Origin of the sequence: Nonomuraea sp. NPDC049152, assembly GCF_040648355.1 — a bacterium.
Classification (GTDB): Bacteria; Actinomycetota; Actinomycetes; order Streptosporangiales; family Streptosporangiaceae; genus Nonomuraea.
In genome coordinates this window covers 72671-83527 of record NZ_JBEZDO010000041.1, presented here as the reverse complement: position 1 = coordinate 83527, position 10857 = coordinate 72671, and the positions used below count along the sequence as shown (strand labels likewise).

The following is a 10857-nucleotide window of genomic DNA, read 5'->3' as shown; positions in this document are numbered from 1 at the left end:
GTCTGGAATCGCCAGCAGCTGTCCAACCAGCTGCGTTCTCTGCTGCGCGAGTACTTCCCTGCGGCGCTGAAGGCCTTCCAGGTCAAGAACATCGGTCTGACCTCCCGCGAGGCCCGTGCCGTTCTCCAGGCGGCACCCACACCGGCCGCAGCCGCCAAGCTCACCAGGCGCAGCCTCCAGGCACTTCTGCGCGCCGCCGGCCGACAGCGCAACGTCGAGGCGTGGGCCGACAAGCTTCAGGCCCACTTCCGCGAACAACACCTTCGCCAGCTTCCCCTCGTCGAGGAAGCCCTCGGCCGCCAAGCCCAGGCCATCCTGCTGCAGCTGGACGCGGCCTGCCGCGCCGCCGACGAACTCGCCGAGGCCACCAGCGAGGCCTTCTCCCAGCACCCGGACGCTGCGATCATCACCGGCTTCCCGGGTCTGGCCGAACTGACCGGCGCCCGCGTGCTCGCCGAGCTCGGCGACGACCGCACCCGCTTCATCGACGCCCGCGCGCTGAAGGCCTACGCCGGATCGGCGCCGATCACCCGCGCCTCAGGCAAAAGCCTGGTCGTCCACCATCGCAAGGTGAAAAACCAGCGCCTGGCGGCCGCCGGCTACGTCTGGGCCTTCGCTTCCCTACGAGCACCTGGCCCCCGCGCTCACTACGACCACCGACGCGCCCAAGGCGACCGGCACTCCAGCGCCCTGTGCAACACCTTCAACCGCATGCTCGGCTGCCTGCACCACTGCCTCCAGAAGGGCGTGCCCTACAACGAGAACGTTGCCTTCCGCCCACGCGAAGCAGCCGCAGCTTGACGACTTAGGCAGATCGGATGTCTCTGTGGTCAGTACGGCTAGATGTGATGTCCAGGGACGTTGTCCCGGTTGTTCTGGCATGGATCTGGCACGCGTAGTACATCAAACCTTTTGATCGCAGGACGCGTATCGCTGCGGAGGTCTCGTGCGAAGTTCGGTCGTGTGGTTGTGCATGGTGCTGCTCCTGTCCTCCTGCGGTGGGGATGTTCGCGTTGCGCGCGGCGGGTTCGAGGATCGTGCCCGTGAGGTGGCGACACGCTGGCAGGGATCGGCCGACGACCGCGCTTGGCGCGAAGGGTTCGTTGCGCTGGAAGTACTAAATCCGCAGGGGTGGGGCCGCGTGGGCGATATTCCGGCCTGGGTGAACAGGAGTGACCACAATGGCGCCTGGCATTTGGCGGCCAAGCTGCCCGTGGACTCCCCGGTCCGCGGGGCTGTGCGATGGCCGGACGGCTCGGTCTCGCAGGTGCCGCTCGTCACGGCGGCTGCCGCGTACGCGGAGTTCAGCGAGCCGGCCGACCTCATCGAGGACGAGTGCCCGGCCAAGAAGTGCCGTCCGCTCCGGGTGTCCGGAGTCGAGTTGGGTGAGGTGTCACTGAAGACCAGCCGTGGCATGGTCCGGGTGCCCGCCTGGATGTTCACCGTCAAGGGGGTCGAGCAGAAGAAGGTTCACGTGGCGGTCGACCCCTCGGCCGTCGCCGCCCGTCCTAAGCGGGTGCAGGGGGACGTCGAAGAGGTGATGGCGTTCGACCTTGTCGTCGGCAAGCCCGACGAGTTGCTTCTCCGGTACGGCTACGGCGCCTGCGACACCATTCACGGGGCACATGCTTACGAAACGGACCAGGTGGTGGTGGTCGATGTGGACCAGAGAAGATCCGATTCCGCTGAGGTGTGCCCGGCGATACTCAAGACAGCCACGATCACCGTCACGCTCGCGCGGCCGCTGGGCGACCGCCTCGTGCTCGACTCCGGCGCGGGGTTGCCGGTGCTTCGGGGACTGAACAGGCGCTGACGGCCCGGCTATCGCATCATCCCCTGACAAGATCAAACCTCAAGAGCGGGAATCCACGCCTGGTCAGGCCGTACATGGGAGTGGAGCGGGTGACGGGAATCGAACCCGCGCTGTCAGCTTGGGAAGCTGATGTTCTGCCATTGAACTACACCCGCATCGGCCGGAGCCGCGCCCACCACTGTAGCGGAAATCCGGCGCACTTCAGCAACCCCGAGCCCACCGAGTGTCCCGTGGCACACGGTAAGTTGCTCAGCGTGCTGCTTTCTGACAGAGACATCCGTGCCGAGATCGAGTCCGGGCGTGTCAAGCTCGACCCGTTCGACAAGGAGATGATCCAACCGTCCAGCATCGACGTACGGCTCGACCGGTATTTCAGGGTGTTCGAGAACCACCGGTACCCGCACATCGATCCCGCTGTGGAGCAGCCTGATCTTACCCGGCAGGTGGAGCCTGAGGGGGATGAGCCGTTCATCCTGCACCCGGGGGAGTTCGTGCTGGCCAGCACGTACGAGGTGATCACGCTGCCCGATGATCTGGCGAGCCGGTTGGAGGGGAAGAGCTCGCTGGGCAGGCTGGGGTTGCTGACGCATTCGACGGCGGGGTTCATCGATCCCGGGTTCTCGGGTCACGTGACGTTGGAGTTGTCCAATGTGGCCACGTTGCCGATCAAGCTGTGGCCGGGGATGAAGATCGGGCAGTTGTGCATGTTCCGGTTGAGTTCGCCGGCGGAGCATCCGTACGGCTCGGCGAAGTACGGCTCCCGCTACCAGGGGCAGCGTGGGCCGACGCCCTCGCGCTCGTTCAGGAACTTTCACAGGACGGCGATCTGACCGCGGCGCGTTCTTTGCGCACCTGAACCTGCGGGGCGGGGGCGACGCTTGTGTCGGCCGCGGCCGTCCGTCGGCGGCCGCGGTCGTTCGCGTAGCCGGGGGAGGAGTGTGTGCCGACCTCCGTTCGAGTGGAGCGGCCGTCCCTCCGTGAGGAACGTGAGGGAATGGGTGCCTTCGTTCGCACAGGCGAAAGCGGCCGGCGTGGCACGATCGGCGGCCGGGTGTCGTGGAGGCCGTGGAGCGAGAGCCGGGGACGCGCGCCGGCGACTCCCTGGCCGGGGTGTCGCGGGATCCGTGGGTCGTGGGGTGGGGAGTCCTCGGCGTTGCGATGGCCGTGGTCCGAGGGTCGTGACCCGTGGTGGGAGGGCGAGCCCTCGGCGGGGGTGGCCGGCGGGTCTTGCGGCCGAGATTCGGGGCGGCGGTCCGAAAATCTACCAACGCAACCCAAGGGTGCTGACCAGCGTGCCCACGAGCCGGGTCCCACCCCGCGAAAGGCCGCTACCCACGGCAAAACGGTCACGAGGAAAATAGGCCCCAAAGTACCCTCGAACTCGGTGTCGCAGATCATACGGCGGGTAGCGAGAGGGAGAAGAGTGGGTGTGCGCACCATGAAGTTCGCATTTCCGCTGGTAACCCGTACCCTTCTCTGCGGACCATCCCCGCACATCTGGAGAACGACGTGCGCCTGCGTCTCACGCCTCGTGAGGACAGCTACTACGACCTGTTCGCGGACTCCGCGAACAACCTGGTCACGGCATCGCGTTTGCTGGTGGAGATCATCAGCGATGGCTCGGACAGGGAAGCGCTGGCCGAGAAGATGCGCGCCTGCGAGCACGCCGGCGACGATCGCACTCACGCGATCATGAACCGGCTGAATGAGAGCTTCATCACGCCTTTCGACCGTGAGGACATCTACCGCCTCGCCTCGAACCTCGACGACGTGATGGACGCCATGGAAGAGGCATCCGACCTCATCGTCCTTTACAAGATCGATCACCTGCCGAAGGACGTCGTCCGTCAGGTGGAGGTGCTGGAGCGGGCGGCGGAGCTGACGGCGGAGGCCATGCCGCGGCTACGCTCGATGAAGAATCTCAACGAGTACTGGATCGAGGTCAACCGCCTGGAGAACCAGGGTGACCAGGTCTACAGGAAGCTGCTGGCCAAGCTCTTCAGCGGGGAGTACGACGCGCTCACCGTCATGAAGATGAAAGAGGTCATCGACCGGCTCGAGGAGGCCGCGGACGCGTTCGAGCACGTGGCGAACACGGTCGAGTCGATCGCGGTCAAGGAAAGCTAAGTGGACCTCACGCTCGCCCTCGTCATCGGCGTGGTGGTCGTGTCACTGGTCTTCGACTACACCAATGGCTTCCACGACGCGGCGAACGCCATCGCGACCTCGGTCTCGACCCGCGCGCTGACCCCGCGCGCGGCGCTGTTCCTGGCCGCGGCGATGAACTTCATCGGCGCGCACCTGGGTACCCAGGTCGCGCAGACGGTAGGCAAGGGAATCATCGACGCTCCTGGCGGCACCCACGGCCTGGTCGTGGTGGGAGCCGCGTTGATCGGCGCCATTGCCTGGAATCTCGTCACCTGGTACTTCGGGCTGCCGTCCTCCTCCAGTCACGCTCTCATCGGCGGCCTGGTCGGGGCAGCGCTGGCTTCGGCCAGCGTGGTGCACTGGAACGGGGTCGTGGACAAGGTCGTCATTCCGATGATCCTGTCGCCCCTGGTCGGCTTCTCCCTCGCCGCCGCGATCATGATCGCAATCTACTGGATCTTCCGCAACGCGCAACCGGGACGCACCAACAGGGGCTTCCGTTACGCGCAGACCGTCTCGGCCGCCGCGATGGCGCTCGGGCACGGCCTGCAGGACGCGCAGAAGACCATGGGTGTGATCTTCCTGGCGCTGGTGGTCGGAGGCTACGCGGGTCCCGCGGACCCGATCCCGCAGTGGGTCATCCTGTCCGCGGCCGGCGCGATCTCTCTGGGGACGTACGCCGGCGGCTGGCGCATCATGCGCACGCTGGGCCGCAGGATCATCGCCCTCGACCCGCCGCAGGGTTTCGCGGCCGAGTCCGCCGCCGCCACGGTTCTGTACGTCGCGGCGATCGGTTTCGGCGCCCCCATCTCCACCACACACACGATCACCAGCGCGATCATGGGTGTGGGCGCCACCAAGCGGCTGTCGGCCGTGAGGTGGGGCGTGGCGGGCAACATCGTGACCGCCTGGGTTCTCACGATCCCCGCGGCGGCACTGGTGGCGGCGCTGTCGTACTTCGGCCTTCACGCCCTCATCGAGTAGTAGCCGCGTACATCACGTCGACGTCCCACCGGTTGAACCCGAGGGACTCGTACAGCCTGATGGCCGCCGTGTTGGCCTCGTCCACGTAGAGCATTGCCTGGGCGAGGCCACGCGAGCGCAGGTGGCGCAGGCCGGCGAGGGTGAGCGCCTTGCCCAGCCCGGTGCCCTGCTGGGAGGGGTCCACGCCCACGACGTAGACCTCGCCGAGCGGTTCGTGGCCGTGGTCCTCCGAGGAGGATCCGTGGATCTTGGTCCAGTGGAAGCCCACCAGTCGCGAATCACGAAAAGCTAGGAAAAATCCGGACGGGTCGAACCAGGGCTCGGACTCGCGCCGCCGTACGTCCTCCAGCGTCCACGAGCCCTGCTCGGGGTGGTGCGCGAACGCGGCGGCGTTCACCTTGAGCCACGCCTCCTCGTCCTCGCCCCGTACGAACGTGCGCAGCCGTACCCCCTCGGGCAGGGAGAGGGCGGAAAGGGGCGCGAACAGGGAGCGGCGCATCTGCCACAGCGACCGCACCCGCTCGAACCCGAGCGAGGCCGCCAGGGCCGCCGCTCCCGTGTGGTCGCCGTGGGCCCACAGCCGCAGCCGTCCGTCCCCGGCATCCAGTACGGCACGCAGCAACGTCCTGCCGTACCCCTTGCGGCGGAACGCCGGATGGACGACCAGCTCGCCGCTCGGCCCCTCGACCTCGTCCGTCGGGTCCACGTGCGCGTAGCCGACCAGCGCGTCGCCCGCGTAGAGCAGCAGCGAGCGCGCCCGCTCGTCACCGCCGTAGCGCAGGTGCAGCATCACGTGCTCGTTGAGCGGGCGGACCCCGTCAACGTCGGTCGCCGCTTCAACGACCCCCAACACACCGGCTATTTCCTGGTCATCGAGCCGTCCCCGCTCGACCACGCGCACTGTCATAGATCGAACTCTAGGCTGCCGACTGGCAAATAACGCCATGCGGGGGTCCGATGAATCGTTACCTTTCAGACGTCTGCTGCATAGTTTGCCGCCGTAACGTCTGCAGGCATGACCTCTCGCTCTTTCCTCCCGCTCGTCGTCGCGGGGGCCATCGGCCTGGGCGGGTTAGCGCTCGTGGCGGGGCCCGCCGACGCGGCCAGGCCCGAGCGGACGGTTCCCGTCCGCCTGCTGACGATCAACGACCTCCACGGCAACCTCGAGCCGCCGAGCGGGTCCAGCAGCCGCATCCTCGACCCCAACGGGCCGCTGGTCGACGCCGACGGCAAGCTGACGGGCGTCGTCGGCGGCAAGTACTCCATCGCAGGAGGCGCCGCCTACCTGGCCACGCACGTCAAGCAGCGCTCCGACCGCAACACCATGCTGGTGGCGGCCGGTGACCTGATCGGCGCCTCGCCGCTGATCTCGGCCGCCTACCACGACGAACCGACCCTCCAGGTGCTCGGCCAGATGGGGCTGAAGGCCTCCTCCGCGGGCAACCACGAGTTCGACGAGGGCTACACCGAGCTGCGGCGGCTGATGAAGGGCGGTTGCCACCCGGTCGACGGCTGCTCTCCCGACGGCAAGTGGCGCGGAACCGACTTCGACTTCCTCGGCGCGAACGTGCTGAAGGAGAGCAACGACAAGTACGCCCTGCCGCCGTTCTTCATCAAGCGGATCAACGGCGTCAAGGTCGGCTTCATCGGGCTGGTGACGGCCACGACCCCGACCATCGTCTCCTCCAGCGGCATCCAGGGGCTGAAGTTCACCGAAGAGGTCGCCGCGGCCAACAAGGTGTCCAGGCTGCTGGCGCGCGGCGGTGTCAAGGCGCAGGTCGTGCTCGTGCACGAGGGCGACCAGATCACCCCGAACCAGGACCCGAGCGCCTGCTCGGTCACCCCCGGCAACGGCTCGCGCATCGCCAACGGCCTCGACCCGCAGATCGACATGATCGTGAGCGGTCACTCCCACCAGGCCTACATCTGCAAGGCCAACGACCCGGCGGGGCAGCCGCGCGTCTACACGCAGGGCTCCTCCTTCGGCCGCGTGGTCACCCAGATCGACTTCCAGGTCGACAGGCGTTCGGGTGACGTCGTCCGTTCCTCCGTCGTGGCGGGCAACCACGTCGTCACCCGCGACGTCGCCGAGGACGCGGAGGTCGCGGCCACGGTGAAGAAGTGGAAGGACGCCAGCGCGGCGATCGCGAACAAGCAGGTCGGCACGATCATCTCGGAGATCGGCACCATCGCCGCTCCCTCAGGCGAGCTGCCGCTCGGCAACCTGATCGCCGACAGCCAGCTCGAGGCCACCAAGACCGGCGGCAACGCGCAGATCGCGTTCATGAACCCGGGCGGCGTGCGCGCGCCCCTCAACTACCCGAGCTCGCCCGCGGGCGAGGGCGACGGGGTGGTGACGTACGGCGAGGCGTTCACCGTCCAGCCGTTCAACAACCTCACCCAGGTGATCACACTGACCGGCGCCCAGCTCAAGACCGCTCTGGAGCAGCAGTTCGTCGGCGGGCCCAACAACCAGGCGTTCACCAAGATCCTCCAGCCGTCGGCGAACTTCACCTACACCTACAGCAAGAGCGCCGCGTGGGGCTCGAAGGTGTCGAACATGAAGATCGACGGCGTCGCGGTGACCGACAGCCAGTCGATCCGTGTCGCGGTGAACAACTTCCTCGTCGGCGGCGGTGACGCCTTCGCCGAGTTCAAGAACGGTACGGACCTGTGGAGCGGCCCGCTGGACATCGACGCCTTCGTCGACTACCTGGGCAGGCACAGCCCCGTCGCCCCGCCCGCGACCAACCGCATCACGGTCGTGGACTGACCCTCACCTGTGCCAAGGGCCCGCCCGATCTATTCGGTTGCGGGCCCTTGGTCCGACCTGATCGTCTACCACCATGCTCAACGGAACCCGCATCCGACTGCGCGCCATGGAACCCGGTGACGCCGAGGCGCTCTGGCGGTGGAACAGCGACCCTGAGGTGATGCGCTGGCTGAACGACGGCTACCCCGAGTCCCTCGCCCAGACCGTCTCCCGTCACGAGGACCGTGACCGCAACTCCTACGAGAACGTGCTGCTCGGGGTGGAGACCCTCGACGAGGGCAGGCTGATCGGGCTGGTACGGCTCGGCGGCGCCGAACCGGAGACCGGGCACGCCGAGCTCGACATCTACCTCGGCGAGAAGGACACATGGGGCCGCGGCTACGCCACCGAGGCCATGCGGCTGATCTGCAGGTACGGGTTCGACAAGATGCGCCTGCACCGGATCACGCTGTGGGTGGTGGAGGCGAACACCGGGGCACGGCGGGTCTACGAGAAGGTCGGCTTCGTCGAGGAGGGCAGAGCCCGCGAGGCCTTCCGCCGCGACGGCAAGTGGTACGACACGATCATCATGGGCCTCCTCGAATCCGACCTGCGCGACTGATGCGGAGCTTCGCGGCGTTCGCCGCGCAGGGCCGGTCGGTGCTGCTCGGCGGCGGGACCACGTTCGACCGCCCCCCTGTAGAGGGCTCCAGGCGATGGGGCGCGGCGGCCGTGCTCAGGCCCTCGGGCCCGATGCTGGAACGGCTGGCCGAGCTGGCGGCCGAGCTCGCGCCCGTGGTCGGTGAGGGCCACTGGATCCACGGCACGGACGCGCTGCACGTGACGCTGCGCTCGCTCGAGCCGTACCGGCGGGAGGTCGCCGAGCGGCGCGTCTACGGAGCGGCCCTCGCGGCGGCGGCCCGCGACCTCCCGCCCGTCAGGGTGGAGCTGCGCGGGGTGAGCCCGCACCACGGAGGGGTGCTGGTCTGGGGCGTCCCCGTCGATGACACGCTCGTCACGCTGCAGAAGCGTTTCGGGCACGAGCTGGGAACGTCCGGCGCCTTCGAAAACTGGGCGCGTGACATCTGGTACGTCAGCTTGGCGCACTTCGCGAGCCCCGTGACGACGCCGGACCTGATCGCCGCCTGGTGCGACGAGCGGGCCGGACTGACCGTCGGGGTCGCGGAGCTGGACTGCGTGGAGATCGCCCAAGCCGTGCACACCGGCGCGGGGATGCGGCTGGTGACCCTGGAGAGCGTCACCCTCGGATAGGGGTCAGACGTGGGCGGGGCTGTCGGCGTCGGCGACGCCCCTGTCGGGCACGAAGCGGTAGCCGACGTTGCGCACGGTCCCGATCAGCGACTCGTACTCGGGCCCCAGTTTCGCGCGCAGGCGCCGCACGTGCACGTCCACGGTCCGCGTGCCGCCGAAGTAGTCGTAGCCCCACACCTCCTGCAGCAGCTGGGCCCTGGTGAAGACCCTGCCGGGGTGCTGCGCGAGGTACTTCAGCAGCTCGAACTCCTTGAACGTCAGGTCAAGGGCGCGTCCCCGCAGCCTGGCGGTGTAGGTGGCCTCGTCGATTGCCAGGTCGCCGCTGCGGATCTCGTCGGGCACCTCCTCGGCCCCGGCCATGGACAACCGTCCCGTGGCCATGCGCAGGCGGGCCTCCACCTCGGCGGGCCCCGCGCTGTCGAGCACGACGTCGTCGACGCCCCACTCGGCTGTCATGCCCGCGAGGCCGCCCTCGGTGACGATCACCAGGAGCGGGCAGTCGATGCCCGTGGTGCGGATCAGTCTGCACAGGCTCTTGGCGTGGACGAGCTCGCGCCTGGCGTCGACGAGCACGGCGTCGGCAGGTGGCGCGTCGATGAGGGCGGCGGCCTCGGCCGGCGCGACGCGGACGGAGTGCAGCAGAAGGCCCAGCGCAGGCAGCACCTCGGCAGACGGTTCGAGGGCGTTGGTCAGCAGGAGCAGGTTGCTCATTTCGACTCCTCGGGTAGGGCCCGCGCGTCTGTTCGACCGTGGTGTGCCGTACAAACACGTGTGGGATCCGGGGGCTACGTCGCCCGGATCCCGTCGTACGTGAGGATAACCCACGTGAATGAAGCGTCCAGGTCGCGTCCACCTGGTGAACAGGCGTGCACATGAAACATCTTCGTTAACGACCCCGCACAATGGAACGGAATTGATTGTGAGGTAGCTATGGCCACAGGAAAAGTTCGCTATTGGGCCGCGGCGAAGGAAGCAGCCGGTGTGGCCGAGGAGGTTTACGAGGCCGACACGCTGGAACGGCTCATGATGAAAATCACAGTGAATCGGGAGGAGCTCGCCAGAGTCGTGCGCCGCTCGTCATTCCTGGTGAACGGCGACCCCGTCGGCAAACGGGAGCATTCCTCGGTGATCCTGCCCGAAGGGGCCGTTGTAGAGATCCTTCCCCCCTTTGCCGGAGGATAAGGTAGCGCCAGGCACCGCCCCCGAAGGAGCCCGATGCGCAAGCTGATCGTCTTCCTGATCGTGCTGATCGTCCTTCTCGTAGCTGTGGACAGGGTGGCGGTGTCAGGAGTCCAGCGCGACATCGCCACCAGGATCGCCGCCGCCTCCGACCTGTCGGGCACGCCGACCGTCACGATCGAGGGCATTCCGTTCCTCACGCAGGCGATCGCGGGCCGCTATCCGGAGGTTCGCTTCGACCTGGGCACGCTGACCTACAACACTGTCAAGGTGGAGAACCTGCGGGGAGCCGCCTACGACGTGACGGCACCGCTCGCCGACGTCATCCAGAACAGGGCGCAGATCGTCGCGGGCCGGGTGCACGTGCAGGGCACGCTGTCCAGGTCCACCGTGGACAGGTTCGCGCCGCGCGGGGTGAAGATCGGCGGGACGGGCGACAGGCTGACCGCCTCGGGCGAGGTCAACCTCGGACTGACCAAGGTGAAGTTCGACGCCGAGATGCGGGTCGAGGTCGTCGACGGCGGCATCAAGGTGACGCCGGAGAAGGTCAACGGCATCCCGGCCAAGGCCGCGGGCCTGCTCGGCTACACGATCCCGTTCAAGGGCAAGCTCCCGTTCGACGTGAAGGTGACGGCCGTGAAGGCCGTCCCCGCCGGGCTGGAGATCACCGCCGAGGCAAGTGACGTACCTCTCCGTGGCTGACTTTGAA

The 10857-nt window shown here is 67.7% G+C and carries 12 protein-coding genes and 1 tRNA gene; 10 read left to right on the top strand and 3 right to left on the bottom strand.

Annotated elements, in window-relative coordinates:
• Positions 1-801 (top strand): transposase (locus AB0B45_RS45560; RefSeq protein WP_358144308.1); only part of this gene is annotated, 801 nt, incomplete at its 5' end.
• 172 nt (positions 802-973) lie between these two features.
• Positions 974-1813: a hypothetical protein gene (locus AB0B45_RS45555; protein WP_358144305.1), complete on the top strand. Its 840-nt coding sequence runs from the start codon at positions 974-976 to the stop codon at positions 1811-1813.
• 81 nt (positions 1814-1894) lie between these two features.
• Here the strand turns inward: AB0B45_RS45555 and AB0B45_RS45550 are convergent.
• Positions 1895-1968: transfer RNA gene (locus AB0B45_RS45550), tRNA-Gly, on the bottom strand.
• Positions 1969-2067: 99 nt separating this feature from the next.
• Here AB0B45_RS45550 and dcd point away from each other — a divergent pair.
• From dcd to AB0B45_RS45535, 3 genes are all read left to right on the top strand, one after another.
• Positions 2068-2643: a dCTP deaminase gene (gene dcd, locus AB0B45_RS45545; protein WP_358144303.1), complete on the top strand. Its 576-nt coding sequence runs from the start codon at positions 2068-2070 to the stop codon at positions 2641-2643.
• A 679-nt stretch (positions 2644-3322) separates the two neighbouring features.
• Positions 3323-3940 (top strand): DUF47 family protein, encoded by a 618-nt coding sequence (locus tag AB0B45_RS45540; RefSeq protein ID WP_358144301.1) that lies wholly within the window; start codon positions 3323-3325, stop codon positions 3938-3940.
• Positions 3941-4945, top strand: a complete 1005-nt coding sequence (locus AB0B45_RS45535; protein ID WP_358144298.1) for an inorganic phosphate transporter — start codon at positions 3941-3943, stop codon at positions 4943-4945.
• On the opposite strand, the gene mshD is transcribed toward AB0B45_RS45535, so the two are convergent.
• A complete protein-coding gene (gene mshD, locus AB0B45_RS45530; protein ID WP_358144296.1) occupies positions 4935-5852 on the bottom strand; it encodes a mycothiol synthase in 918 nt (305 codons plus the stop codon). The two genes, AB0B45_RS45535 and mshD, sit on opposite strands and share 11 nt — an antisense overlap.
• Before the next feature lie 108 nt (positions 5853-5960).
• Here mshD and AB0B45_RS45525 point away from each other — a divergent pair, with 108 nt between their 5' ends.
• From AB0B45_RS45525 to AB0B45_RS45515, 3 genes are all read left to right on the top strand, one after another.
• Positions 5961-7718, top strand: coding sequence for a bifunctional metallophosphatase/5'-nucleotidase (locus AB0B45_RS45525; protein WP_358144294.1), 1758 nt, complete (start codon positions 5961-5963; stop codon positions 7716-7718).
• A gap of 73 nt (positions 7719-7791) precedes the next feature.
• Entirely contained in the window at positions 7792-8319 is a 528-nt protein-coding gene (locus AB0B45_RS45520) for a GNAT family protein (RefSeq protein ID WP_358144292.1), read from the top strand.
• Positions 8319-8969: a 2'-5' RNA ligase family protein gene (locus tag AB0B45_RS45515; protein WP_358144290.1), complete on the top strand. Its 651-nt coding sequence runs from the start codon at positions 8319-8321 to the stop codon at positions 8967-8969. The genes AB0B45_RS45520 and AB0B45_RS45515 overlap by 1 nt, the downstream gene beginning before the upstream one ends.
• Positions 8970-8972: 3 nt before the next feature.
• Here the strand turns inward: AB0B45_RS45515 and AB0B45_RS45510 are convergent, their stop codons facing one another.
• The gene (locus tag AB0B45_RS45510) at positions 8973-9680 is read right to left on the bottom strand and encodes a response regulator transcription factor (protein WP_358144287.1); all 708 of its coding nucleotides are present in this window, start codon (positions 9678-9680) and stop codon (positions 8973-8975) included.
• A 219-nt stretch (positions 9681-9899) separates the two neighbouring features.
• On the opposite strand from AB0B45_RS45510, the gene AB0B45_RS45505 reads away from it, so the two are divergent.
• Both AB0B45_RS45505 and AB0B45_RS45500 read left to right on the top strand, forming a co-directional pair.
• Positions 9900-10151, top strand: coding sequence for a MoaD/ThiS family protein (locus tag AB0B45_RS45505; protein WP_358144284.1), 252 nt, complete (start codon positions 9900-9902; stop codon positions 10149-10151).
• Between the two features lie 33 nt (positions 10152-10184).
• Complete coding sequence (locus tag AB0B45_RS45500) at positions 10185-10850, top strand: DUF2993 domain-containing protein (RefSeq protein ID WP_358144282.1); 666 nt, start codon at positions 10185-10187, stop codon at positions 10848-10850.
• Positions 10851-10857: the final 7 nt, after the last annotated feature.

Coding starts and splice junctions, on each gene's coding strand:
- AB0B45_RS45555 (WP_358144305.1), top strand. CDS start 974: ATGGTGCTGCTCCTGTCCTCCTGCGGTGGGGATGTTCGCGTTGCGCGC.
- AB0B45_RS45525 (WP_358144294.1), top strand. CDS start 5,961: ATGACCTCTCGCTCTTTCCTCCCGCTCGTCGTCGCGGGGGCCATCGGC.
- AB0B45_RS45500 (WP_358144282.1), top strand. CDS start 10,185: ATGCGCAAGCTGATCGTCTTCCTGATCGTGCTGATCGTCCTTCTCGTA.
- AB0B45_RS45520 (WP_358144292.1), top strand. CDS start 7,792: ATGCTCAACGGAACCCGCATCCGACTGCGCGCCATGGAACCCGGTGAC.
- mshD (WP_358144296.1), bottom strand. CDS start 5,852: ATGACAGTGCGCGTGGTCGAGCGGGGACGGCTCGATGACCAGGAAATA.
- AB0B45_RS45510 (WP_358144287.1), bottom strand. CDS start 9,680: ATGAGCAACCTGCTCCTGCTGACCAACGCCCTCGAACCGTCTGCCGAG.
- AB0B45_RS45515 (WP_358144290.1), top strand. CDS start 8,319: ATGCGGAGCTTCGCGGCGTTCGCCGCGCAGGGCCGGTCGGTGCTGCTC.
- AB0B45_RS45505 (WP_358144284.1), top strand. CDS start 9,900: ATGGCCACAGGAAAAGTTCGCTATTGGGCCGCGGCGAAGGAAGCAGCC.